Origin of the sequence: Brevundimonas sp. AJA228-03, from assembly GCF_017795885.1 — a bacterium.
Classification (GTDB): Bacteria; Pseudomonadota; Alphaproteobacteria; order Caulobacterales; family Caulobacteraceae; genus Brevundimonas.
On the sequence record NZ_CP059297.1, the window covers coordinates 2,050,290 to 2,074,278 of the forward strand.

Below are 23,989 nucleotides of genomic sequence, written 5' to 3' on the forward strand. Positions count from 1 at the left end.
AGGTAACCGTCGCGGTCCGGGTCTTCCCGTCCGGTCCGAACACCATCGCAAGGGCGCCTGATGACCGAAGCCTCCAAACCCGCCGGAACGGCGACCCTGACCTACGGCGACAAGACCGTCGAACTGCCGGTTCTGTCGGGCTCCACGGGCCCGGACGTCATCGATATCCGCAAGCTGTATGGCGCGACCGATACCTTCACCTTCGATCCCGGCTTCACCTCCACCGCGGCCTGCGAAAGCGCCATCACCTACATTGACGGCGACGCCGGCATCCTGCTGCACCGCGGCTATCCGATCGGCCAGCTGGCCTCGCAGTCGAACTTCATCGAGGTCTGCCACCTTCTGCTGAAGGGCGAACTGCCGACGGCTGCGGAATACGAGGCGTTCGAGACCATCGTCACCCGCCACACCATGCTGCACGCCCAGTTCGATCGCTTCTTCGAGGGCTTCCGCCGCGACGCCCATCCGATGGCGATCATGGTCGGGGCTGTGGGCGCCCTCTCGGCCTTCTATCACGACAGCCTGGACATCCATGATCCGGTCCAGCGCGACATCTCGGCCATCCGTCTGATCGCCAAGATGCCGACCATCGCGGCCCGGGCCTATAAATACCACATCGGCCAGCCCTTCGTGTCACCGCGCAACGACCTCAGCTACGCCGAGAACTTCCTGCGCATGTGCTTTGCGGTTCCGGCCGAGGACTATGTAGTCGACCCCAAGATGGCCAGGGCCATGGACCGGATCTTCACTCTTCACGCCGACCACGAACAGAACGCCTCGACCTCGACGGTGCGCCTGGCCGGTTCGTCGGGGGCCAATCCGTTCGCCTGTATCGCCGCCGGCATCGCCTGTCTGTGGGGACCGTCGCACGGCGGCGCCAACGAAGAGGCGTTGAACATGCTCCGGGAGATCGGCACGCCGGACAAGATTCCGGAGTTCATCGAGGGCGTGAAGGCCCGGAAATACAAGCTGATGGGCTTCGGCCACCGGGTCTACAAGAACTACGACCCCCGCGCGACGGTGATGAAGGAATCGGCCGACGAGATCCTCGACCTGGTCGGCGACAAGAACGATCCCCTGTTCCAGGTGGCCAAGGAACTGGAGCGCATCGCCCTGTCCGACGAATATTTCATCGAGCGCAAACTGTTCCCCAACGTCGACTTCTATTCGGGCATCACCCTGTCGGCCATGGGCTTTCCGACCTCGATGTTCACCGTGCTGTTCGCCCTGGCCCGCACCGTCGGCTGGATCGCCCAGTGGGAAGAAATGCTGGCCGATCCGGCGCAGAAGATCGGCCGCCCGCGCCAGCTGTACACCGGCCCGACGCAGCGCGACTACGTGCCGATCCAGTCGCGCGGCTGAAACCTCCCTGTCGAGGGAGGCATCGGGCCGTCGCCCTCAGCGGATCATCCACGATACCAGCAGCAGGACCAGCAGCAGCGCGCTGACCCCTTGCCAGAACCGCACCGGCTCGCGCTCCATCAGCGACAGCTCGCGTCGTGCCGGCACGGCCGCGGCGCTGCCGCTCTCCAGCACGTGAATCAGTTCCTCGACGTCGGCGAACCGGTCGGTCGGCTCGACCGCCAGCGTCCGCAGGATCGCCGCCTCCAGCCAGGCCGGCATATCGGGACGAAGCACGGTCGGTCGGGTCGGTTTCTCGAACCGCATCCGGTTGAAATCCTCGTCCTGGCCGCAGGGGTAGTCGCCGGTGAACAGCCGGTACAGCGTCACCCCCAGCGCATACTGATCGCTCAGGGCATCACCCGGATAGGCCGCGAACAACTCCGGTGCCTTGTACCCGGCCGTGCCCGGGGCCTCGGCCTCGGCGAACTCCTCGATCCGCGGCAGTCTGGCGACGCCCAGATCGATCAGCTTCAGCCCGCCGTCCTTCTCCAGGATCACATTGTCCGGCTTGATGTCGCGGTGGGCAATCCCCTGCCGGTGCAGGGCTACGACGGCCCTGGCCAGGCGGATGCCGACATCCACGCCCGTCGGGATGTCGAACGGTTCCTCGGCGATCTTCGCGTGCAGCGTTCGTCCGACATAGAGGGGCTGGGCGATGTACAGGCGGCTCTGGCGACCGACATCGAGCGTCAGGGTCTTGCCCACGAACGGACTGTCGATCCGCCGGCCGATGAAGCTCTCGCGCAGGAAGGCACCCCGCGCCCCGCTTTCGGACAGCAGGGCGGGCTTGGGAAACTTCAGCACGACGGGCGTGGTCGCCTCGCCGTCCCGGGCAATGAACAGCCGGGTGTAGTTGCCATCGGACAGCAGCCGTTCCAGCCGAAACCCGTCGACATTGTCGCCCGCGTTCGGTGGCGGAAGGATCGGCAGCCCCGCGACCTCCGCCCCGATCGCATCCTGATCCACGGCCCCGATGCGGATGACGTCGATGACGATGGCGGTGGCATTGTCGCGCGTCTCGGCCAGACCCGCCGCATCGACGATGGCCCGGGCGTCCGCCTCCGGCGAAGCCCGCCGTCCCAGCAGGTGGCCCAGATCCTCGTCGGACACCACGCCGTGCACGCCGTCGGTCGTCAGCAGCAGCCGGTCGTGCGCCTTCAGCCCCACAGCCCGCGTATCGAGCCGCAGGTCGGGTTCAATTCCGATCGCCCGATACAGGACATGGCTCAGACCCGGCTGGCTCAGCACATGGTCCTCGGTCAGTCGGGTCAGCACCCCGTCGCGGAAATGCCAGGCCCGGCTGTCGCCCACATGCAGCGCTGTCGCCTCGCGCCCGCGCATCACCAGGGCCGTGAAGGTCGTGGCTGCCCCGGCCATATCCGGATCCGATCGGCCCTTGGCATGGAGCCACCGGTTATAGCCGGCCAGGGCCCCCACGCCCGCCGCCGCGACGCCCTTCAGCGGGTTCTGATCGACATAGGCGTCGATGAAGGTGCGACCCGCCAGTTCAGACGCCACGCGCCCGGCCTTCGACCCGCTCACGCCGTCGGCGACCAGGGCGACCATCCCGTGCAGCGCCTGCTCCGAAGGGGCACCGATGTGGACGGCTCCGAAATCCTGATTGTCCTTGCGCGGTCCCAGCGCGGTCGCGAACCCCGCCGCAATCTCCAGCCTGCCGTCCTCCGCCATGCGAAATCCCCCTGCCTTGCAGCAGACTTCACTTCGCAACTTGGATGCAAGGACTTCTCGGCCTATATTGCCTCTTGCCGGGGCTTGCTCCGGATATGGCGATAAACGCGCTTGTAATAAGCGGACCGGACCCGGGTGCGATTCCCGGCGGCTCCACCATCTTCCCCGCGTTATCGGCGGAGGCTTATGGGGCCGACTAGCATCGACGGACGTGTAAAGAAGACTGCTTTCGCTCGTCCTGGCCCACCGTATCGGGCCATTTTCTAACTGCGAACGATAACTTCGCTGGAGAAGTCCGCCTCGCCGCGTAATGCGGTTCGGTTGATTTCGAATCTTGAGTCCCAGGGGTTCAGATCCCTGGGCGGGGCCTGTCGGGGAGCCTGCCAACAGAATCCCCGGCGCTTTCCGCACATGGCGTCTTCCGCCCGGCGCCCGGTGCCGCTATCTGTCGCCAGACACCGAGGGTATTCATGGCCGACGACGCGCCGCCGATTGACGAGATGCTGTACGAAAGGCTGGCGCAGGATGCCCTGCGTGGCGTGATCCGTGCCGCGCTCGAACGCGCCGCCAGTCCCGGTGGTATCCCGGGTGCCCATCATTTCTACATCACCTTCAAGACCCGCGCGCCCGGCGTCTCGGTTCCGCCCGACGTCGTGGCGAAATATCCCGACGAGATGACCGTGGTGCTCCAGCACCAGTACTGGGACCTCTCCGTCGAGCACGACCTGTTTTCCGTCATGCTGAAGTTCGGCGGCATGCCCAAGGTCCTGACCGTGCCCTATGCGGCCGTGACCCGTTTCTACGACCCCAGCGTCCAGTTCCTGCTGCAGTTCGAGGCCCCCGAGGTCGTGGCCGAACCCGTCGCGGAGCTGCCTGCGCCCAAACGGACCGAGCCCGTGCCGTCGGGCGACGACGGCCCCAAGGTCGTGTCGCTGGATCAGTTCCGCAAGAAATAGGCTTTGCGCCGCCTGCGCTGTTGGTAGGCTGTCATCTCCTCCAGTCGGGAGCGTCTCCTGGTTCGCTCGGTCGTCATCGTTCTTCTGGCATGGCTGGGCGCAGTCCCAGCGCTCGCCCAGAGCCGGTTCGACGGCTGGGCCTCCGCGATCGTGGCCGCCGACTGGCGCACCAGCGCGGGTCAACCGATCCAGGCTTTCGACAACGCCCGTCGCGACCTGACCGCCGGGTTCCTCGCCGCCGGCTTTTCCCGCGCCGACATGGTCGACTACAGCCTGCGCCCGGATGCCGAGCCGCCCACGTCAGCCGAGGCGGCCGTAACGGGCATCGCCGAGACGGCGGCCCGGGCCACGCGCGGCTGCTTCCTCTACATCAGCTCCCACGGTTCGCCCGAGGGGATCAACTTCGGTCCCGCGGCGCGGGTCACGCCGACCGCCATGGCTCGCCTGGTCCATGAGGTGTGCGGCGAGCGGCCGACCGTCGTGGTCATATCCGCCTGTTTCTCCGGCGTGTTCCTCGACAGCCTGGCGGGACCGAACCGCATGGTCATGACCGCGGCACGCCGTGACCGGGCCTCGTTCGGATGCAGCGAGGACGCCACCTATCCGTATTTCGACGGCTGTGTGATCGAGAGCCTTCCGACCGCCACGGACTTCATCGCCCTGGCCAATGCCACCCGTGCCTGCGTCAGCCAGCGCGAGGCGGCAGAAGGTCTGACGCCCGCCTCGGAGCCCCAGGTCTTCATTGGTCCCAATATGCAGCTGCTGCTGCCGACCCTGCGGTTCACCCGCTCGGGCGGCCAGGCGCACGGGGATAGGCACGGATCGTGATTCGCTCGCGTTCGCCCTCGTGCCTTTCGACCAGCAGCCGGGCCACCTGGGCATCATCGTGGAAAAGATATCCCTTGATGGCGTCCAGCAGCGCCTTGGCCAGGTTGTCCAGGTCCATCCAGGGCGGCTCGCCGACGTGCTCCATCACGATCTCCACGACATAGTCGCCATAGGACGGCCGCGCGCCGCGCCATTCCTTCCTGAAGAACTCATAGACCAGCGGCTTGTAGTATTTGGCCTGGGTGGTCAGGCCGTCGATCATGATGACGACGGCCTCCCCCTCCTCGCGCGCCCGAACCTTGCCGGAGACGACCCAGTCGCCGGTCAATTGCGGCACCGCGACGGCCGCTCTCCGATCAGACGGGCGGAACGGATGACGACCGGTGGCGTCAGCTGCTCCTCGCCATCGGCAGGCATCGCCTGAATAGCCCGCGCCACCTCCAGACCTTCGCTCACCTGCCCGAAGGCCGCGAACCCCTGACCGTCCGGATTGCGCCCGCCGCCGAAGTCGAGACTGGGCGTATCGTGCGTCACGATGAAGAAGCTGGACGTCGCCGTATCCGGCCCTCCCCGGGCCAGCGAAATCGTGCCCGCCAGATGGCGCAGGCCCGTGTCCCGCGTCCGCTCCAGGGAGATGGGGGGCCTGGACGCATCGTCCGATCCACGCGGCGTCGCGGCCTGGATCACATTGATCGGGTTGGGATTGGCGTTGGTCGCCGCCACCACGGTGCGAAAGAAACTGCCCCCGTCATAGTCGCCGGTCGTCACATAACTGATGAAGTTGCAGGCCGAGACCGGCGCATGTTCGACGTCCAGATCGACGACCAACCGCCCCGCGTCCGTGGCGATGACGACCTGGACCGGCGGGGCCGAGGATATCGTCGCGCAGCCCGCCAGGGTCATGCTCAACACCGCAGCCGAGATGATCTCGAATTGCCTCATCGCCTCGCTCCGATCATGGCTCGCCGCCTTGCCCGACGGCATCGCCGTGCTACACCCCGCCGCGATCTATCGCCAAGCCGAAGACAGCAGACCATGACCCACACCGTCCGCACCGAAACCGACACCTTCGGCCCCATCGAGGTCGCCGCCGACCGCTACTGGGGGGCCCAGGCGCAACGCTCGCTCGGCAACTTCCGGATCGGCTGGGAAAAGCAGCCCCTGCCGATCGTGCGCGCCCTGGGCATCGTCAAGCGCGCCGCCGCAGAGACCAATATGGCGCTGGGCAGGCTGGATGCCGGGATCGGCGAGGCGATCGTCCAGGCCGCGCGCGAGGTGATCGACGGCACCCTCGCCGACCAGTTCCCGCTGGTGGTGTGGCAGACGGGTTCGGGCACCCAGTCGAACATGAACGCCAACGAGGTGATCGCAAGCCGCGCGAACGAGATTCTCACTGGCAAGAAGGGAGGCAAGACCCCCGTCCACCCCAACGACCACTGCAACATGGGTCAGTCGTCGAACGACACCTTCCCCACCGCCATGCACATTGCTGCGGCGGTCGAGGCGCTGGACCACCTGATCCCTGCCCTGAAGAAGCTCCACGGCGCGCTCGATGCCGAGGCAGGAATTCGCCGACATCGTCAAGATCGGCCGCACCCACCTGCAGGATGCGACCCCGATGACGCTGGGGCAGGAGTTCTCGGCTACGCCGCGCAGGTTGGCTACGGGCATCAAGCGGGTGGAAGCGGCGCTGCCGCGCGTGCTCGAGCTGGCGCAGGGCGGCACCGCTGTCGGCACCGGGTCAACGCCAAGGTTCGGCTTCGACACCGCCTTCGCCGCCGAAGTCGCCGCCGAGACCGGCCATCCCTTCGTCACCGCGCCCAACAAGTTCGAGGCGCTCGCGGCGCATGACGCGATGGTCGCGAGATTTCGGGCGCGCTGAACGTGCTCGCGGTCAGCCTGATGAAGATCGCCAACGACATCCGCTTCCTGGGCTCCGGCCCCGCAGGCCTCGGCGAACTCAGCCTCCCCGCCAACGAACCGGGCTCCTCGATCATGCCGGGCAAGGTCAACCCGACCCAGTGCGAAGCGATGACGATGGTCTGCGCGCAGGTGATGGGCAATCACGTGGCCGTGACGGTCGCCGGATCGCACGGGCATCTGGAACTCAACGTGTTCAAGCCCGTCATCATCTACAACGTGCTGCAATCGATGAAGCTGATCGGCGATGCGGCGGTCAGCTTCACCGACAACTGCGTCGTTGGCATCGAGCCCCGCATCGACAACATCGAACGCGGCCTGAACAACTCGCTGATGCTGGTCACCGCCCTGAACGGCAAGCTGGGCTATGACGCCTGCGCGAAGATCGCCAAGACGGCCCATAGGAACGGGACGACCCTGCGCCAGGAAGCCGTCGGCGGCGGCTACCTGACCGACGCCGAGTTCGACGAGGCGGTGCGGCCCGAGAAGATGATCGCGCCGGGGTGAAGCCGCCCGCTCGCGTTTGGCCGCCTTTCGCACTAGAGTAGTCTTATGGTGCATCCTGTCTTGAAAAAGATCGAGATCGAACCGGAACTGCTGGAGCAGGCCGCGCGGCTGGGTATTGATGTGACCGGCGTGGATGAAAGAAGCCTTCGCCTTTATCTGCAAAAGGTCGATCCGGCCGGGGCCGAAGCACGCGCGAAGCGGTGGGCCGAAGAGAACGCAGAGGCGCTGAAAGCCTATCGTTTGCGCATCGAGCGCGACGGCGTCTTCGGTGAGGACTTGCGGACCTGGTGATGCGCCAGTTTGACGTGTTTGCGAACCCGTCACCCCGCTCTCGCATAGCCGCTCCCTACATCGTCCTGATGCAGTCCCATTTCGTGGAGGAGATGCCAACGGCGTTGATCGCGCCCTTGATCCGGGAACCTCGCAGCGGCGAATTCACGCGCGTTTCGATCCTGATTCGACTGAACGACGAGCCGTTCCATCTCTCGCTGCCTGAAATGGCGCCCGTCCTGCGGTCCGAACTGAAGCGAGCCGTCGGCGATCTCAAGCGCTACGAAGACGAAATCCGTCGCGCCCTCGACCGGTTGTTCACCGGGTTCTGATCAGGGCTTGTCCCGGATCGTCGCACCGACCGGCATGAGGGCCAGTTTGGCCAGTTCCAGATCCTTCAGGGCGAAGGGGATGCCGATGATGGTGATGGCCTCGGCGACAGCGATAATGATGTGCGACAGGGCGATGTACCAGCCGGCGAACACGAACCAGATCACGTTCAGGCCCACACCGAAGCAGCCGACGTCCTTGCCCCCGGTTTCCCCCGCCCAGACCACCTCTCGCCCGAACGGCCAGAAGGAATAGCTGGCGATCCGCCAGGCGGCGAAGCTCCAGGGCAGACCCACGACCGTGAGCGCCAGGATCGCCCCGCCCAGCAGCCACAGCAGGCCGCTGATCCAGCCGCCGAAGACGAACCACAGGATGTTCAGGATCAGTCGGATCAAGGGCGTCTCTCCTGCCGGCCCGCTGCCGACCCCGAATACATAGTCGAAAGGCCCCGCCGATATCAGCGGGGCCCTCGTGAATTCGTCGTAACCCGGCGGATGCCTAGTGTGCGTCGTGGTGCTTTTCGGTCCACTGGGCCCTGGCCTGATCTTTCGTCAGCGACAGGCGGACCGTGTCGTCACGGACGTCGTCGACCCAGCTGACCGGAATCATGTGGTGCTTGAAGACACCGGCGAGATCCAGCCTGGCCAGCTCGATCTGGTCGCCGAGGACGTGGTCGACACGCCCGACGTGACCGCCGTCCGAACCGACGACTTCTAGGTGTTCCTTGATGCGCGTGACGTCTACCATGGGCGGTCTCCTGGCGGGGGTGAGACACTCAAACGCCGACCCGTGCGCCGGGTTGCCGACTGCGCCGAAAGGATCCGATGGCCGAGATCGTAAACCTGAACCGCGTGCGCAAGGCGCGAAACAAGGACGGGGCGAAGTCACGGGCCGAGGCCAATCGCGTGCTCCATGGCCTCACCAAGGCCGAACGCGACGCCGCCCGCGCAGAACGCGAACGCCTGTCACGCCTGCTGGATCAGTCCCGCCTCGAAGACTAGGTGGCCGCCTTCGGCGCGCGGGACAGCAGCGCCTGCCCGCCCAGCACCAGCGCCAGTCCTGCCGCCGCCGACCATCCAAAATGGGCGTCCTCGAACAGCACCGACACCAGCATCGCGATCGGCGGCGTCAGGGCCGAGATGTAGCTGGCCAGGGCATAGCCCCGCGCCCTCGCCACGGCGAAATAGGTGACGAAGGCCACGACCGACCCCAGGACGGCCAGATAGACCAGCGAGATCAGATAGGCGGGGCTCGGATCGATGGTGAACCGCGCACCGGTCACCAGTCCGAAGACGACCAGCATCCCCGTCCCATAGGCCATGGCCCAGCCGGTCTGCGGCAGGATTGCGGTGCCCATCTCCTGACCCCGCCACGAGAAGTAGTTGCCGACGGCAGAACTCATCACCGCCAGAAAGGCCAGGCCGATCCCGATCAATGCGCGCTGGTCGAAACCCGCCCCGAGCGCCTCGCCGCCCGACAGGACGGCGACCCCGATGATGCCGAGTGTGGCCCCCGTCCACGCTGCGCCTGAGGCTTTCTGGCCCACGACCACCCGGAACAGCACCAGATTCAGGAAGGCCAGGCCGGCGAACACCACAGCCACGATGGCCGAGGTGACATGCCCCTCGGCGGCATAGGTGAAGGAGTAGCTGACGGCGAAGACAAAGGCACCCTGCCCCAAGGCCGCCAGATGCTGGCCCCGCGTCAGCGTCAGCGATCGCCCGATCACCGCGCAGCCGACGATCAGCACCAGCGCGGCCAGCCCGAACCGCCATACCAGCGACGCCACCGGATCGACCGTGCCCAACTGCCAGGTGATCGCATACCAGGTCGTGCCCCAGATCACGGCACACAGGACGACCCCGGCGATGGCCAGGGCATTGGCGGACGGGCGACGAAGGGGTTCGGGCAGGTTCAAGGCAGACTCTCGGTCAAGGGGGAGAGCCGACCCTTGCCGGGTGACGGCATCGCAGGCAACCGCGATCCCCGCCCGAAAGGCCAAGGCTGCCTTATGTCATGCCCGCAGTTTGATGACGTTGCGCACGGTTTCAGGCACGGCCGCATAAACGGTGGCCGGCCGGATCCCCAGTCGCATGCGGGCCGCGTCCAGGGGTTCACGGAACAGGGCCTCATAGTCCAGTCCCGGCAGCCACCGCGCCGCGCGCCCGTTTCGCCACGCCTGGAGGACCGCCCGCCGCGCCGGAATGGCCCGGTTCTCCCGCTGGATCTCCTGCGCCGCGCCATAGCCGATGAAGGCAAACCCCAGGTTCCGGGTCTGCCCATAGGAAAATGACACCACACAGGCTTCGCCCAGGGCATCGGTGCCATAGCCGGTCAGGACGTGCCAGATGTCGTGGATGTCCCTGAGCCTGCGCGAATACCAGACGATCGGATGCGGCGCGTCGATGAAGGGGACCACCTCCCGCTCTACCTCAGCGAGGCCGTCGGCCGTGAAGCCGCGCGCTTCCCGGAACGCCCGGTAGGTCGCGCCGACCGTTCCCGGTTTGAAGCGGGCCAGCCATGCGGGATCATCCAGCCTGTGCGCCAGTTCGTCACGCAGGAAGGCCTGGCGCCCCCCCTCCATGGTGCGCAGCATCCGCGCATAGCCGCGGGCCTGCGATCGGCCCGAGAGGGCCTTCATGATTTCAAACACCTGGGCGGTGTCTTCCTTGTCCCGGATGAGCTTTCGGAACGCCCGATAGGCGGCAAGCGGCTGAATACGCTGCGGCTTCAGCGACTGGAACTCTTCGGGGTAGGCAAGCGTATCGATCGTCATCGAGTCATCCCGCTGTGAGGAACCCGACTATAGCGCACCCGGCGACCGTCGCGAACCCTGGCCCGACGCCTCGCCGTCCTCTCCACCGCCCACGGTGGCTTCAGGGGGAGGCCTTCGGCCTTTTGAACACGGCGCTGGTGATCTATCGTATCCACGTGGAGGAGGCGGCTTTGGCGGAACGCACGGTCTGATGCTCAAGAAGCGCTCCGTCACCCTGGCCGGTCACGCCACCTCCGTGGCTCTGGAACCCGAGTTCTGGGTCATCCTGGACCGCATCGCCGCCGAACGGAACCTCAGCCACGCAGGCCTGCTGGTCTGGATCGACCAGACGCGCGGGCGTCGCGCGCTCGCCTCCGCCTGTCGGCTTCTTGCGCTGGAGCACGCGGGGTCAGGTTCCATCACTCGCTAATTGCGACAATGGCGCGCACGGTCTCCCTCTCAACCAGGGGATATCGCCGTGTCAGTCGATCGCAGCAGCCTTCTTCCGCCCGCCATCTTTGGCGGGCTCATCGCCATCGGCCTGATCGGGTCCGGCATCGCCATAGGCGGCGGGGTCATCAATGCCCAGGTGGGCAATCGACAGGTCACGGTGCGCGGCGTGGCCGAGCGTAACGTCGTGGCCGATCTGGCCGTCCTGACCATCAACTTCAGCCAGTCGGGCGACGATCTGGATGCCGTCACCGGCAAGATCGATGGCGACCTGCTCAAGGTCCAGCAGTTCCTGAAGGCCCAGGGCTATCCCGAGGACGCCCTGACCAATGGTCGCCTGTCCGTCACGGACAACAAGGCCAATGCCTATCAGCCCGCCGGCGACGTGTTGCACTATACCGCGACCAACTCCGTCACGATCCGCACCCGCGACGTGGCCCGCGTGGCCCAGACCCAGCGTTCGCTGGACCAGCTGGTGCGTCAGGACGTGCTGATCGGGTTCGCCGACCCGGTCTATGTCTACACGAAGCTGAACGAGGTCCGCCCGTCCATGATCGCGGAAGCCACGGCCTCGGCCCGCTCGGGTGCGGAGCAGTTCGCCAAGGATTCCGGCGCGCCGCTCGGGCCCATCCGTCAGGCGACGCAAGGGTCGTTCGAAATCCTTGCCCGCGAGGACATCGACAACGAATCCACCTCGCTGGACAAGCGCGTCCGCGTCGTCGCCACGGTCACCTACCAGCTGAAATAGTCCTTCGGTCTCCTCCCGGTCGCGAAGCGATCGGGAGGAGACACCGACATCAGTTGGAGGGGGCCGGCCCCGGCACCGGCAGGGTCGGCGGCTCGATCTCCGGCAGCCTGGGCGCTTCCATGCCGCCCCTGAACCGGACAAACGACAGCGCGGCTTGCCGGTTCCTGGCCCGTCGAAGTCAGGGACTGACTTTGGCCTCTGTGCTCATTATGTTCCGGGTCACGCCGAATCCCGGGATCCCCGCATTGACTGACGCCCTGCCCGCCCCGCGCATCTCCGACCTCGCCCGCTCGCGCGGTCCCGGTGGCGTGACGCATGAGGCCCCCGACTATCTGTCAGGACTCAACCCCGAACAGCGCGCGGCCGTCGAGGCGACCGAGGGCCCGGTCCTTGTCCTCGCCGGGGCCGGCACGGGCAAGACCCGCGTCCTGACCACTCGCCTGGCCCATATCCTGGCCACCGGCCGCGCCCGGCCGTGGGAACTGCTGGTCGTCACCTTCACCAACAAGGCTGCACGCGAGATGCGCGAGCGGATCACCCACCTGATCGGCCCGTCGGCAGAGGGGCTGCGCTGGCTCGGCACCTTCCACTCGGTCGCAGCCCAGATCCTGCGCCGCCATGCAGAGCTCGTCGGGCTGAAGTCCACCTTCACCATCCTCGACACGGACGACCAGGAGCGGCTGCTGAAGCAACTGCTCGAAGCCGCCAACATCGACACCAAACGCTGGACGCCCAAATCGCTGTCCGGCCTGATCGACCACTGGAAGAACCGCGGCTGGACGCCCGAAAAGCTGCCCTCCGGCGAGGACTTCGCCAACGGCAAGGGCCAGAGCCTGTACGCCGCCTATCAGTCGCGCCTGGCCACACTGAACGCCTGCGATTTCGGCGATCTGCTGCTGCACAACCTCACAATTTTGTCGAAACACGCGGACATAGCTGACGAATATCGGAAACGCTTCCGCTACATCCTGGTCGACGAATACCAGGACACCAATGTCGCCCAGTATCTGTGGCTGCGGCTCCTGACGTCCTCGACCGGCAATGTCTGCTGCGTCGGTGACGATGATCAGTCCATCTATGGATGGCGAGGCGCAGAGGTCGACAATATCCTCCGGTTTGAAAAAGACTTTCCCGGCGCGAAGATCGTCAAGCTGGAGCGCAACTACCGTTCGACCAGCCACATCCTCGGGGCCGCGTCCGGCCTGATCGCCGCCAACCGCGACCGTCTGGGCAAGACCCTGTGGACCGAGGACCAGACCGGCGACAAGGTCCGCGTGCGCGGCGTCTGGGACGGCGAGGCCGAGAGCCGCCTGATCGCCGACGAGATCGAGACCGCCCGTCGCGAGGGTACGAATTACAAGGATATGGCCGTCCTGGTTCGTGCATCGTTTCAGATGCGCGCCTTCGAGGAACGGTTCGTCCTCCTGGCCATCCCCTATACGGTTATCGGCGGGCCGCGCTTCTTCGAGCGCGCCGAGATCCGCGACGCCCACGCCTATCTGCGCCTGATCCAGTCCGAGGACGACGACCTGGCCTTCGAGCGGATCGTCAATGTGCCCAAGCGCGGCATCGGCGACACCAGTGTGCAGAAGATCCTGCAGATCGCCCGTCACAACGGCGTCTCGGCCATGGCCGCCGTTCGTGACCTGATCACGTCGGACGAGCTTCAGGCCCGCACCCGCACCGCCCTGTCGACCTTCGTGCGCGACCTCGACCGCTGGCGCGCCCTTGCCGCTGACACCCGCCACTGGCTGTTGACCGAGGCCGTGCTGGAGGAGAGCGGCTATACCGACATGCAGAAGGCCGACCGCGTGACCGGCCCGACCCGCCTCGACAACCTGAAAGAACTGACCCAGGCGATGCAGTCGTTCGACACGCTGGGTGCCTATCTCGAACACGTCTCGCTGGTCATGGACCTCGACCGCGGCCCGTCCTCGGACGCCGTCCAGATCATGACCCTGCACGGTGCCAAGGGACTGGAGTTTCCGCTCGTCTTCCTGCCCGGCTGGGAGGAAGGCGTCTTCCCCAGCCAGCGCAGCATCGACGAGAAGGGCGAAAAAGGCCTGGAGGAGGAACGCCGCCTCGCCTACGTCGGCGTCACCCGCGCCAAGCAGGACGCCCGCATCTCCTTTGCCGCCAACCGCCTCGTCTACGGCCGCTGGACATCGCAGCTGCCCAGCCGCTTCGTCGACGAACTGCCCATCGCCCATGTCGAGGCCGAAAGCGATACCGGCTATTACGGGGCCTCCGCCGGCATGAAGGAGGCGAAATCCCGCTGGGACGACACCCCCTCCTTCAGCACCGGCTACACCTCTCCCGGCTGGCAGCGCGCGAAAGCCTTCACGGCCGCACAAACCCCCGGTGCCCGCCCCGCCCGCAGCACCGTCATCGAGGGTGAAGGCCGCCTGATCGCCACCGCCGACCCCAAATCCGGCTCTGGCTTCGTCAAGGGCCAGCGCGTCTTCCACCAGAAATTCGGCTACGGCTCGGTGGGGGTGATCGAGGGCAACAAGCTGACGGTGGCGTTCGAGAAGGCGGGCGAGAAGAAAGTCATCGATACGTTTGTTGAGAAGGCATGACCGGGTCCGGGCGGAATTCCGGTCTTCCGGTCGCTTTCTTCAGGCGCGGACGTCGAGCAGCCTTATGCTTTGCACGGCGACGTTGGCGTTGACCTTCTGCGGTGCCAGGCGAGCGCGAGGGTCCAGGTCGGCGGTCGAGTTGAACGGGCCAGACTCCGGGCGGGCCGGGTCGATGTTCTTTTTGGCGTTGGATACGTCGGTGCAGTTGCGGCAGCTGTAGCCGTTGACATAGACGGGCGTCGAATAGTCGCCGCTGATCGCCATACTGAAGTCCCCCTGCGGGTCCGGTTCCTTGACCCTCGCACGATTTTCGCTGCGGGCGGCTGAACGGTTACATCCGGTTCGAACACGGGTCGCGGCGATGATGCTGGAGTCGCATCTGTTCGACTACGACGACTTTGTCTGGATCAACGGCGATCCCCGTGAACCCAGGCAACCGCTCGATCCCGTTGAACCGGTACGCGATCTGGACGAGGTCCTGGCGGAGTTGCGCGAGACGCTTGATCTGCAGCGGGCTGCCGAGGCTCAAGACAAGAGCTGATCCCTCAATCTCCGCTCATCCCCGCGAAAGCGGGGACCCAGTGCTTTCGGCGATCTGGCTCTTCGATCACGGTAATCAAGTGCCCTGCGGCGTGCCCCACAGAAGATCTGGGTCCCCGCTTTCGCGGGGATGAGCGGGTGAGGGTTGGGGGCTGGCCCCACACGCTTCCTTAACGAGGTCTTGCCAACCTCCCTCCGTGCACCCTGCTCTCGCCACCTCCGCGCCTGCCGACCCTGCCCCGCCCCTTTGGGAGCGGGCGGCGGCGATGTTCGTGGTGATCATGCTCACCGGGGCCTTCGTCGGTCCGGTCTTCGCCCCGACCCAGGCCGAAACACCGATTCTGCGGCTGATCTGGCTGCCGGTCTATGTTGTCATCATCGGGCTGTTGGCGATGCGGGCGGACAAGGTCATTCGCGCCTGGCCCGCCCTGCTGATGGTGCTGGGCCTGGTGCTCCACGCCTATGCGTCGAGATACTGGTCGATCGATGTGGAGACGACCTTGCGGCGCGTGCTGGCGATGGGGATGGCGTCGGTCTTTGCCGTCTATCTGGGCGTCGCCTTCCGCGGCGTGCACCTGTCGCGGCTGCTGATGTGGATGGGACTGATCCTCGGCATCGGCAGTCTGGTCTTCGTCTTCGCCTTTCCCGCCATCGGCGTGCACCACGGCGACAACGACGGCCTGTGGCGCGGCCTGTGGTACGAAAAGAACCAGATGGGTGTCATCATGGTCGCGGGTGCCGCCGCCAGCGCCGCCTGCCTGGCTTCCGAACAGACCCGCCATCGGCTGATGCCCTCCATCGCCCTGCTGGTCACGACCCTTCTGGTCCTCGCCACCCAGTCCAAGACCTCGCTGCTATGTCTGCTGCTCGCGGTGGGCCTGATCGCCGGTCTGTGGGCCATGCGGCGCGGCGGGGCGGCCTTCTCGGTCGTGGCCATCTGGGTCGGCGTCGTGCTGATCGCGACCGGCTCCTATGTCTTCATCACCGAGCCGGCCGTGGTGCTGAAGGCGCTGGGCAAGGATCCCTCCCTGACCGGCCGCACCGACATCTGGGTCAGCCTGATGCACAAGGTCTCGGTCCATCCCTGGACCGGCTATGGCTACCAGGCCTTCTGGGGTCGCGACTCCGTGCCCGCCATGTATGTGCGCGCGGAAACGGGCTGGCCCGTGCCATCGGCGCACAACGGCTGGATCGACCTGCTGGTCCAGCTGGGCTGGCCGGGTGCGATCAGCGTGGGTCTCCTGGTCGCCATCGGCTTTCTCGGCTCGGTCTTGCGCGTCAGGACCGACGGGCCGAAGGAGGGCTGGTGGGCGCTGGGCTATTTCCTGGCCTTCCTGCTGCTCAGCCTGTCCGAGAGCGTGCTGCTCAGCCATGCCAACCTGCCCTGGGTGCTGATGCTGGCCATCGTCGCCCGCGCCACCTGTTTCGAGCCATACCCGACGCGTGTCCCGCTTGCCCCGGCGGCGCGCGCGGCCTACCAGCAGCGACCCCGAATCGCGACACACTCCGCCCATGCCCGCCAACGCGCCATCCCTGTTCGATGACATTCCCGAGGCCCCGAAGCCTGCGGTGCCCGTGCCCGACCCGGCTCTGACGGCGCAGGCCGCCGCGCCCGTCGCGGCCCCCGCGGCCCCGCCCGCCCCCGCCACCGGTTCCTACTCCGCCTCCTCGATCGAGGTGCTCGAGGGTCTGGAGCCCGTCCGCAAACGCCCCGGCATGTATATCGGCGGCACGGACGAGAGGGCCCTGCATCACCTGTTCGCCGAAGTCCTCGACAACGCCATGGATGAGGCCGTGGCCCGCCATGCGAAACTGATCACCGTCGACCTCGACGCAGACGGCTTCCTGTCGGTCAAGGACGACGGGCGCGGCATTCCCGTCGATCCGCACCCGAAACATCCCGGCAAGTCGGCGCTGGAGGTGGTCATGACCGTCCTCCACTCCGGCGGCAAGTTCTCGGGGAAAGCCTATGAAACCTCGGGCGGTTTGCACGGCGTCGGGGTCAGCGTCGTCAACGCCCTCAGCGACCGTCTCGACGTCACGGTCTGGCGCGACGGTTTCGAATGGAAACAGTCCTTCAGCCGCGGCCTGCCGCTCGGCCCGATCGAACAGGTGCAGCCGTCGAAGAAGCGTGGCACCCTGATCCGCTTCCACCCGGACGCAGAAATCTTCGGCGTCGGCGCGGCCTTCAAGCCCGCCCGCCTGTTCCGGATGGCCCGGTCCAAGGCCTATCTGTTCCGCGGTGTCGAGATCAAGTGGACCTGCGCGCCCGACCGGATCACCGACTCGACGCCGGAGGCCGCGACCTTCCACTTCCCCAACGGCCTGGCCGACGCCCTCGCCGAACGCATCGGCGAGCTGGAAACCGTCACCCCGACCTTCTCCGGCCGGGTCGAGCGTAAGGGCGAGGCCGGGGCGGTGGAGTGGGCCGTCGCCTGGTCCCCGATCGGCTTCGGCGAGGCCGACGGCTTCGTCCAGTCCTACTGCAACACCGTCTCGACCCCGGATGGCGGCACGCATGAGGCCGGGTTCCGCGCCGCCCTGGTCAAGGGGTTGAAGGCCTATGGCGAACTGACCAACGAGAAGCGCGCGGTCCAGATCACGGCCGAGGACGTCATCGCCAACGCCGGGGCCATGATCTCCGTCTTTGTGCGCAATCCCGAGTTCCAGGGCCAGACCAAGGACCGGCTGTCGTCCCCCGACGCCCAGCGTCTGGTCGAGGCCCTGCTGCGAGACCCCCTGGACCACTGGCTGACCGAAAATCCCAAACAGGCCAATGTCCTGCTGGCCTTCATCATCGAGCGGGCCGAGGACCGCCTGCGTCGCAGGAAGGACAAGGAGGTCCAGCGCGCCCAGGCCACCCGCAAGCTCCGCCTGCCGGGCAAGCTCTCGGACTGCAGCCGCCAGTCCGCCGACGGTACCGAACTGTTCATCGTCGAGGGCGACTCGGCCGGCGGATCGGCCAAGCAGGCGCGCGACCGCACGACCCAGGCCATCCTGCCCCTGCGCGGCAAGATCCTGAACGTCGCCAATGCCACGGCCGACAAATTGCGCGCGAATATAGAGCTTTCGGACCTGACCCTCGCTCTGGGTGTCACGCCCGGCCCGCGCTTCGATATCGAACAGCTGCGTTACGAACGCATCGTCATCATGACCGACGCCGACGTGGACGGGGCGCACATCGCGGCCCTGCTGATCACCTTCTTCTACCGCTCCATGCCCGAGGTGATCCGCCAGGGCCGCCTGTTCATGGCCCTGCCCCCGCTCTATCGCCTCTCGGCCGGTCCCCTGTCGGAATATGCGCGCGACGAGGCCCACCGCGAGGAGCTGATGGCCACGGTGTTCAAGGGCAAGAAGGTCGAACTGGGCCGGTTCAAGGGCCTCGGCGAAATGATGGCCTCCCAGCTCAAGGAGACCACCATGGACCCGAAGAAGCGCACCCTGGCCCGCGTCACCCTGCCCGCCTCCGAGGACGACATCGAGGACCTGGTCGAACGCCTGATGGGCAAGAAGGCCGACGCCCGCTTCCGCTTCATCCAGGACAATGCCCGGTTCGCGGTGGCCGATCTGGACGTTTAGTTGGCTTTCACGATCGGTTGAGGATCAGCGTCGATGACCAGGCGATGATCAATCGCGATCCTTTATCCAGTGAATGAGCGGAATACCCTTAACGCCCCGGTGCCAGCTCGTTCTGCACACGCCGCCCGAGGGGATCGCGCGCGGTCCAGGTCTGGCCGACACGCGCCTCGACGACCGGCGAGCAGTAGCGCGAGATCATCATGAAGGCTGGCCGGATGCCATTCAGACAAACGCGCTCGCCCTCGATCCGCCAGGACGCCGAAAGCCGTCGTCCGTCCGAAAACTGGGCTGAATAGGTGCCATCCCGGTTGAACCAGTGGCGCACCCAGCCCCCGTCCGGATAGCGCGACACCAGCGTGTTCTCGAACATGTCGGCGATCTCGGCCGAGGCCGCCACCGGCGTCGCCACAGCGCAGGCGGCCGCCAGCGCGATGATGGTCTTCCTCATGTCTGAACCCCTTCCCCGCCGCGCTCGATGACCAAATCTTAACGATAGTTCACACTTTGCCAAGGGCGACCGACGATCGGCGAATCCTTGACTCTGACGTATGGACTTCTATACGCGGCGCACGTTCGGGACAGGATCTGGCGATTCGCGCCGCCCGCTCGCCCAGAGACAGGGCGGTTCCGCGACATTCTCCGCCGCCCCATTGATCGGGCGGCTCCTGCTTTCCCACCGGCACAGCTTTCTGCCGGGCTCCGTCCAAGGATACATGACCGAATTTTCCGCTCTGGGCCTCTCGCCCACGACCCTGCAAGCCGTCATCGACACCGGCTACACCACCGCCACACCGATCCAGGCCCAGGCCATTCCCGTGGCCCTTGCCGGTCGCGACGTTCTGGGGATCGCCCAGACCGGCACCGGCAAGACGGCCGCCTTCACCCTCCCCCTCATCGAACGCCTGTCCAAGGGCCGCGCCCGGGCTCGCATGCCGCGCGCCCTGGTTCTGGCCCCGACCCGCGAACTGGCCGACCAGGTCGCCATGTCGTTCGAAAAATACGCGAAGGGAACCAAACTCAGCTGGGTCCTCCTGATCGGCGGCGTCTCCATGGGCGACCAGGTCGCGGCCCTGAACAAGGGCGTCGATGTCCTGATCGCGACGCCGGGCCGCCTGCTGGACCTGTTCGAACGCGGCAAGATGATGCTGAACGGTGTCGAGCTGATGGTCGTCGACGAGGCCGACCGCATGCTCGACATGGGCTTCATCCCCGACATCGAGCGCATCTTCAAACTCACGCCGCCCAAGCGTCAGACCCTGTTCTTCTCCGCCACCATGCCGCCCGAGATCACCCGTCTGACCCAGGCTTTCCTGAAGGATCCGACCCGGATCGAGGCGTCGCGCCCGGCCATGACGGCCGAGACCATCACCCAGTATCTGGTCCGTATCCCCTCCAGCGACCCCAAGGCCAAGCGCGCCGCCCTGCGCGAGCTGATGGCCCGCGCCGACGTCCGCAACGGCATCGTCTTCTGCAACAGGAAGTCCGAAGTCGACGTCGTCGCCAAGTCCCTCAAACAGCACGGCTTCGATGCTGCGCCGATCCACGGCGATCTCGATCAGTCGCTGCGCACCCGGACTCTGGCCGACTTCCGCTCCGGCGCGCTCAAGATCCTGGTCGCGTCCGACGTCGCCGCCCGCGGCCTGGACATTCCCGACGTCAGCCACGTCTTCAACTACGACGTCAGCCACCATGCCGACGACTACGTCCACCGCATCGGTCGCACCGGCCGCGCCGGCAAGCTGGGTCAGGCCTTCATGATCGTGACCCCGGCCGACGACAAGTCGCTGGACAAGGTGATGAAGCTCATCAAGATGAGCCCCGAGGAACTGGTCCTAGACCTCGACTGGTCGAACCTGGGCAGCGGCTCGTCCCGTCGCGGAGCGACAAAGTCCGACGCCCGCCCGCCGCGCGGAAAGGCCCGTGCGGACAGCCCGGTCGAGGCTATGGAGACGCGCGGGGAGCAGCCCGCCGCGTTACCGGCCGCCATCGATGCGCCGGCAACCCCCGACGAGGCCCCGGCCCGCCGCACCCGCAGCCGCCGGGCGAGCAAGGCCGCTGCGCCGGTGCCCGTGTCGGATGCTGTCCAGGTCGTCGCACCGGTCGGGCCCGTCGCCGAACCCGCATCGGAGCCCCGCCAGACATCAGAGCCCCGGCTGCGTCAGGCCGATCGTCGCCCCGGCGGTCGCGCCGACCACGACCCGGCACCGGCGCGTGAAGGCGCGGGCTTCGGTGGCGACGTACCGGCCTTCCTGCGTCGGCCGGCCACCCTCAAGGGTTGAAACGGCGGGCCATATTCCCGTTTTTTCAAGTGGCGATTAACCCTATCTTACGGTTCGACCACTACCATGCCGGCAATGGACTCATTGGTCCGAAGAGCGCGATGCGAGAAGCCTCGAATGTCGACACAGGTTCAGACGACACTGCACGGCCCTGAAGCCTTCACCCTGGCGCGCCGGGCGTTGGGCGAGATGGAAAGTGTCGGCGTCTGGCCAACTCCGCTGAACTTCGAGCTCTGGCTTCACTGGCTGGGTGAACCCGAGGGTGCGCTGAGCCTCGAGATGAGCCGGGTCCTCGGGAATGGAACCGTCTTCACCGAAGCCATCGCGGAGAAGATTGCAGCCGAATATCTGCCCCGGGGTCGCCTGTCGGAGGAAATCCGCGACGCAGGTGCCGTCCTGAACCGTGAATTGTCGACGGTCTCCGAAGCCATCGCCCAGGCGCAGAAGTCCCAGGCCGCCTATGGGGAGACACTGGCCGGAGCTTCCGTCCACCTCGAAGGGGCCGCCGAGCCGACCGCCCTGCTGGATGTCGTCTCGAACCTGACCAGGGCCACGACCGAGGTTCAGTTCGAGAACGCCACGCTTGAAAGACGTCTCGAGACGTCCACCCAGGAAATCGCCCGGCTGCGCGATCATCTGGAACAGGTCCGCCGCGACGCCATGACCGACGCCCTCACCAACCTGGCGAATCGCAAGGCGTTCGACGAGGGACTGCTGAAGGCCTGTGACGAGGCTGAAAAGAACCGTCAACCGATGACCCTGGCCGTGCTCGACATCGACCACTTCAAGCGGTTCAACGACACCTGGGGCCACCAGACCGGTGATCAGGTTCTGCGCTATGTCGCCAGCGTCATCGGCAGTATCTCCAAAGCGCCTCGCACCGCGGCCCGTTATGGCGGCGAAGAGTTCGCCATCATCTTCCCGTCCGAGAACGCCTCCGCCGTCGAGAAGGTCCTGAACGAGATTCGCGAAGAAATCGGCACCCGCGCCCTCCGTCGCCGTTCAACCAACGACGAGCTGGGAGCGGTGACCATCTCTGCCGGCCTCGCACAGCGCCGTCCGGGTGAGACCGGCTCGTCCCTGCTCGATCGGGCCGACCAGGCGCTCTACGCTTCCAAACGCACCGGCCGGAACAAGGTCACCAACGGCGAGCGTCTGAACGAAGCGGCCTGAGCGAGAATCGGACAGGCTGGTCCGATGCGAAGTCTTGCCTTCAACATCGCCTACTGGCTCCTGTCGATCGGCTATGGCCTCACCGCCGCTTTCGCAGCCCTGACGCCGGGGCGCGGTGCCACCGCCTTCGTCATCCGCCGCTATGTCCGCCGCATGGTGCAGGCCATGCGGATCTTCGCCGGAATCCGGATCGAGGTGCGCGGCCGCGACCGCCTGCCGACCGGGGCCTTCATCATCGCCTCGAAGCACCAGAGCTGGGGCGACGGCTTTGCCACCTATGATCAGTTCGACGACCTGGCGTTCGTCACCGGCGACCACCTCGAGAAGTTTCCCCTGCTGGGCACGGTGCTGAAGAAGCTGGGGGCCATTGTGGTCAACAACTGCGGCGGCCGTGAAGCGCGGGATTCCCTGAAACAGAGCGGCGCCACAGCCCATGCCGAGGGCCGCAGGATCCTGATCTATCCTGAAGGCAATCTGGCGAAGGTCGGCGAGAAGTTCCGCTACCGTTCCGGCGTCTGGCACATGTATCGCGACTTCGACATGCCGGTCGTGCCCCTCGCCTCCAACCTCGGCCTGTTCTGGCCGCAGGAGGCCTATGAGAAACACCCGGGGACCGCGACGCTGGAGTTCCTCGACCCGATCCCGACCGGGCTGGGCAAGGAGGAGTTCCTGGAGCGACTGGAAGCGGTCGTGGAGGGCCGGACCGCCGAACTGATCGCCGAGGCTCGCGGCGGACCGGTCATTCCCAATGTCCGCGTCCCCACCCCCGACGAGCTGGCGAAACAGGCGAAGGCGGCAGCAGCAGGCTAGAGCTTGGCTTTGCGCGGTCGCTTTGCGGTCGCCTTGCGCAGGGCCACATTGATCGACTGCCTGGCCCAGGCGACAGCCTCGTCCGGGTCGTCCATCGCGCTTTCCGGCAGCGACCAATAGGCCATGGACATCGTCTGCCCGTCATTCGTCGGATAGGTGAACTGGCGCGACCCGGCCTCGATCAGCAGCGGCGCACTGGTCTCGTCAGCCTTCAGCCAGACGACACCGTCATCGAGAAGGGCGAACATCAGACCGCCCGAATAGAGGCCTGCCCCGCCGAACATGCGTTTGATCTCGAGCGGATGAAGGGCCGCGAAATGTTCTTGCACCCATTCACCGAAGTCGGGGTCATAGGCCATGGTCAAGCCGCCGGGACGACAGCGCCGTCATACTTCTGCGCGATGAAATCCTTGACCGCCTGGCTGCGCAGCGCCGTCGCCAGAGCCTGGATGCGCGGGTCGTTCTGGTTGTCGGGACGGGCGACCAGATAGTTGACATAGGGGCTGTCACCGCCCTCCAGCGCCAGGGCATCGGTCTTCGGCTTCAGCCCTGCGTCCAGTGCATAGTTGGTGTTGATCACCGCCAGATCGACCTGGTCCAGCACGCGCGGCAGGGTGGCGGCCTCGATCTCGCGAAAGCGGACATTCCTTGGATTGCCTGTGACGTCGCGGACGGTCTGCAGCGGATTGGTCGGATCGCGCAGGGTGATCAGCCCGGCGGACTGGAGCAGCAGCAGCGACCGGCCCGTGTTCGAGGCATCATTCGGCAGGGCGACGTCCGCGCCGTCGGGCAGGTCCGCCAGTGCCCGATGCTTGCGCGAATAGGCGCCCAGAGGCTCGACATGAACGCCGGCGATGGTGATCAGCGTCGCGCCACGGGCCGCGTTGAACTCGTCCAGATAGGGCCTGGTCTGGAAATAGTTGGCGTCGATCCGCTTCTCGGCCAGCTGGGTATTCGGCTGAACATAGTCGTTGAAAACCTTGATCTCGATCGGGAATCCCTCAGCGGCGAGCGTGGGCTTCAGGAACTCCAGGATCTCCGCATGCGGCACGGCCGTGGCCCCCACGATCAGCGGCGCGGACGGATCGGCGGGCGTCTCGACGCCCTGGCTGCAGGCGGAAAGCGCCAGGGCGGCAGCGACCAGGATCAGGGTGCGTCTCAGCATGGGGAAA

26 protein-coding genes, 1 other RNA gene and 1 pseudogene are annotated in these 23,989 nt (G+C 66.3%); 17 read left to right on the forward strand and 11 right to left on the reverse strand.

Annotated elements, in window-relative coordinates; translation table 11 throughout:
• Positions 1 to 60: 60 nt before the first annotated feature.
• The gene (gene gltA, locus HZ989_RS10220; RefSeq protein WP_209320730.1) at positions 61 to 1,362 is read left to right on the forward strand and encodes a citrate synthase; all 1,302 of its coding nucleotides are present in this window, start codon (positions 61 to 63) and stop codon (positions 1,360 to 1,362) included.
• 36 nt (positions 1,363 to 1,398) lie between these two features.
• On the opposite strand, the gene HZ989_RS10225 is transcribed toward gltA, so the two are convergent.
• Positions 1,399 to 3,093: a bifunctional protein-serine/threonine kinase/phosphatase gene (locus HZ989_RS10225; protein WP_209320731.1), complete on the reverse strand. Its 1,695-nt coding sequence runs from the start codon at positions 3,091 to 3,093 to the stop codon at positions 1,399 to 1,401.
• Positions 3,094 to 3,129: 36 nt separating this feature from the next.
• Here HZ989_RS10225 and ssrA point away from each other — a divergent pair.
• The 3 genes from ssrA (at position 3,130) to HZ989_RS10240 (ending at position 4,877) form a co-directional block, all read left to right on the forward strand.
• Positions 3,130 to 3,494, forward strand: a transfer-messenger RNA (tmRNA) gene (gene ssrA / locus HZ989_RS10230).
• 69 nt (positions 3,495 to 3,563) lie between these two features.
• A complete protein-coding gene (locus HZ989_RS10235) occupies positions 3,564 to 4,049 on the forward strand; it encodes an SspB family protein (RefSeq protein ID WP_209320732.1) in 486 nt (161 codons plus the stop codon).
• A 150-nt stretch (positions 4,050 to 4,199) separates the two neighbouring features.
• Positions 4,200 to 4,877, forward strand: coding sequence for a C13 family peptidase (locus tag HZ989_RS10240; RefSeq protein WP_209320733.1), 678 nt, complete (start codon positions 4,200 to 4,202; stop codon positions 4,875 to 4,877).
• On the opposite strand, the gene HZ989_RS10245 is transcribed toward HZ989_RS10240, so the two are convergent.
• Both HZ989_RS10245 and HZ989_RS10250 read right to left on the reverse strand, forming a co-directional pair.
• Positions 4,831 to 5,139, reverse strand: coding sequence for a RusA family crossover junction endodeoxyribonuclease (locus HZ989_RS10245; RefSeq protein ID WP_245162525.1), 309 nt, complete (start codon positions 5,137 to 5,139; stop codon positions 4,831 to 4,833). The two genes, HZ989_RS10240 and HZ989_RS10245, sit on opposite strands and share 47 nt — an antisense overlap.
• Positions 5,140 to 5,201: 62 nt before the next feature.
• Positions 5,202 to 5,819 (reverse strand): peptidylprolyl isomerase, encoded by a 618-nt coding sequence (locus tag HZ989_RS10250; RefSeq protein ID WP_209320734.1) that lies wholly within the window; start codon positions 5,817 to 5,819, stop codon positions 5,202 to 5,204.
• A gap of 93 nt (positions 5,820 to 5,912) precedes the next feature.
• On the opposite strand from HZ989_RS10250, the pseudogene fumC reads away from it, so the two are divergent.
• The 3 genes and pseudogenes from fumC (at position 5,913) to HZ989_RS10265 (ending at position 7,906) form a co-directional block, all read left to right on the forward strand.
• Positions 5,913 to 7,304: pseudogene (fumC, locus tag HZ989_RS10255) on the forward strand (class II fumarate hydratase).
• A 60-nt stretch (positions 7,305 to 7,364) separates the two neighbouring features.
• Positions 7,365 to 7,595, forward strand: a complete 231-nt coding sequence (locus HZ989_RS10260; RefSeq protein WP_245162337.1) for a type II toxin-antitoxin system CcdA family antitoxin — start codon at positions 7,365 to 7,367, stop codon at positions 7,593 to 7,595.
• Positions 7,595 to 7,906, forward strand: a complete 312-nt coding sequence (locus HZ989_RS10265) for a CcdB family protein (RefSeq protein WP_209320736.1) — start codon at positions 7,595 to 7,597, stop codon at positions 7,904 to 7,906. The genes HZ989_RS10260 and HZ989_RS10265 overlap by 1 nt, the downstream gene beginning before the upstream one ends.
• On the opposite strand, the gene HZ989_RS10270 is transcribed toward HZ989_RS10265, so the two are convergent.
• A complete protein-coding gene (locus HZ989_RS10270; RefSeq protein WP_209320737.1) occupies positions 7,907 to 8,299 on the reverse strand; it encodes a YccF domain-containing protein in 393 nt (130 codons plus the stop codon).
• Positions 8,300 to 8,402: 103 nt separating this feature from the next.
• A complete protein-coding gene (locus HZ989_RS10275; protein WP_209320738.1) occupies positions 8,403 to 8,651 on the reverse strand; it encodes a DUF2171 domain-containing protein in 249 nt (82 codons plus the stop codon).
• Positions 8,652 to 8,728: 77 nt separating this feature from the next.
• On the opposite strand from HZ989_RS10275, the gene HZ989_RS10280 reads away from it, so the two are divergent.
• Positions 8,729 to 8,905, forward strand: a complete 177-nt coding sequence (locus HZ989_RS10280; RefSeq protein ID WP_209320739.1) for a DUF4169 family protein — start codon at positions 8,729 to 8,731, stop codon at positions 8,903 to 8,905.
• Here the strand turns inward: HZ989_RS10280 and HZ989_RS10285 are convergent.
• Both HZ989_RS10285 and HZ989_RS10290 read right to left on the reverse strand, forming a co-directional pair.
• Positions 8,902 to 9,822, reverse strand: a complete 921-nt coding sequence (locus HZ989_RS10285; protein WP_245162338.1) for a DMT family transporter — start codon at positions 9,820 to 9,822, stop codon at positions 8,902 to 8,904. The two genes, HZ989_RS10280 and HZ989_RS10285, sit on opposite strands and share 4 nt — an antisense overlap.
• Before the next feature lie 96 nt (positions 9,823 to 9,918).
• Positions 9,919 to 10,680 carry a Coq4 family protein gene (locus tag HZ989_RS10290; protein WP_209320740.1) on the reverse strand — a complete coding sequence of 254 codons (762 nt, stop codon included), beginning with the start codon at positions 10,678 to 10,680 and terminating at the stop codon, positions 9,919 to 9,921.
• Positions 10,681 to 10,870: 190 nt separating this feature from the next.
• On the opposite strand from HZ989_RS10290, the gene HZ989_RS10295 reads away from it, so the two are divergent.
• From HZ989_RS10295 to HZ989_RS10305, 3 genes are all read left to right on the forward strand, one after another.
• A complete protein-coding gene (locus HZ989_RS10295; protein ID WP_209320741.1) occupies positions 10,871 to 11,089 on the forward strand; it encodes a ribbon-helix-helix domain-containing protein in 219 nt (72 codons plus the stop codon).
• 48 nt (positions 11,090 to 11,137) lie between these two features.
• Positions 11,138 to 11,857 (forward strand): SIMPL domain-containing protein, encoded by a 720-nt coding sequence (locus HZ989_RS10300; RefSeq protein WP_209320742.1) that lies wholly within the window; start codon positions 11,138 to 11,140, stop codon positions 11,855 to 11,857.
• Between the two features lie 209 nt (positions 11,858 to 12,066).
• Complete coding sequence (locus HZ989_RS10305) at positions 12,067 to 14,436, forward strand: UvrD-helicase domain-containing protein (RefSeq protein ID WP_209320743.1); 2,370 nt, start codon at positions 12,067 to 12,069, stop codon at positions 14,434 to 14,436.
• 39 nt (positions 14,437 to 14,475) lie between these two features.
• Here HZ989_RS10305 and HZ989_RS10310 read toward each other — a convergent pair whose 3' ends face one another.
• Positions 14,476 to 14,700: a hypothetical protein gene (locus HZ989_RS10310; protein ID WP_209320744.1), complete on the reverse strand. Its 225-nt coding sequence runs from the start codon at positions 14,698 to 14,700 to the stop codon at positions 14,476 to 14,478.
• Positions 14,701 to 14,728: 28 nt separating this feature from the next.
• On the opposite strand from HZ989_RS10310, the gene HZ989_RS10315 reads away from it, so the two are divergent.
• The 3 genes from HZ989_RS10315 to parE all read left to right on the forward strand — a co-directional run bounded on the left by HZ989_RS10315 (position 14,729) and on the right by parE (position 18,555).
• Positions 14,729 to 14,977, forward strand: a complete 249-nt coding sequence (locus tag HZ989_RS10315) for a hypothetical protein (RefSeq protein ID WP_209320745.1) — start codon at positions 14,729 to 14,731, stop codon at positions 14,975 to 14,977.
• A gap of 265 nt (positions 14,978 to 15,242) precedes the next feature.
• On the forward strand, positions 15,243 to 16,520 hold the full coding sequence (locus HZ989_RS10320) for an O-antigen ligase (protein ID WP_245162339.1): 1,278 nt from the start codon (positions 15,243 to 15,245) through the stop codon (positions 16,518 to 16,520).
• Positions 16,489 to 18,555 carry a DNA topoisomerase IV subunit B gene (gene parE, locus HZ989_RS10325; protein WP_209320747.1) on the forward strand — a complete coding sequence of 689 codons (2,067 nt, stop codon included), beginning with the start codon at positions 16,489 to 16,491 and terminating at the stop codon, positions 18,553 to 18,555. The genes HZ989_RS10320 and parE overlap by 32 nt, the downstream gene beginning before the upstream one ends.
• 88 nt (positions 18,556 to 18,643) lie before the next feature.
• Here the strand turns inward: parE and HZ989_RS10330 are convergent, their stop codons facing one another.
• Entirely contained in the window at positions 18,644 to 19,003 is a 360-nt protein-coding gene (locus HZ989_RS10330; protein WP_209320748.1) for a hypothetical protein, read from the reverse strand.
• A gap of 265 nt (positions 19,004 to 19,268) precedes the next feature.
• On the opposite strand from HZ989_RS10330, the gene HZ989_RS10335 reads away from it, so the two are divergent.
• From HZ989_RS10335 to HZ989_RS10345, 3 genes are all read left to right on the forward strand, one after another.
• A complete protein-coding gene (locus HZ989_RS10335; protein WP_209320749.1) occupies positions 19,269 to 20,834 on the forward strand; it encodes a DEAD/DEAH box helicase in 1,566 nt (521 codons plus the stop codon).
• Between the two features lie 117 nt (positions 20,835 to 20,951).
• Positions 20,952 to 22,007 (forward strand): GGDEF domain-containing protein, encoded by a 1,056-nt coding sequence (locus HZ989_RS10340; protein ID WP_209320750.1) that lies wholly within the window; start codon positions 20,952 to 20,954, stop codon positions 22,005 to 22,007.
• A 24-nt stretch (positions 22,008 to 22,031) separates the two neighbouring features.
• Positions 22,032 to 22,817 carry a 1-acyl-sn-glycerol-3-phosphate acyltransferase gene (locus HZ989_RS10345; RefSeq protein WP_209320751.1) on the forward strand — a complete coding sequence of 262 codons (786 nt, stop codon included), beginning with the start codon at positions 22,032 to 22,034 and terminating at the stop codon, positions 22,815 to 22,817.
• Here HZ989_RS10345 and HZ989_RS10350 read toward each other — a convergent pair.
• Both HZ989_RS10350 and HZ989_RS10355 read right to left on the reverse strand, forming a co-directional pair.
• Positions 22,814 to 23,176 carry a TfoX/Sxy family protein gene (locus tag HZ989_RS10350; protein WP_209320752.1) on the reverse strand — a complete coding sequence of 121 codons (363 nt, stop codon included), beginning with the start codon at positions 23,174 to 23,176 and terminating at the stop codon, positions 22,814 to 22,816. The genes HZ989_RS10345 and HZ989_RS10350 overlap by 4 nt on opposite strands.
• 2 nt (positions 23,177 to 23,178) lie before the next feature.
• Positions 23,179 to 23,982 carry a MetQ/NlpA family ABC transporter substrate-binding protein gene (locus HZ989_RS10355; RefSeq protein ID WP_209320753.1) on the reverse strand — a complete coding sequence of 268 codons (804 nt, stop codon included), beginning with the start codon at positions 23,980 to 23,982 and terminating at the stop codon, positions 23,179 to 23,181.
• Between the last annotated feature and the right edge of the window lie 7 nt (positions 23,983 to 23,989).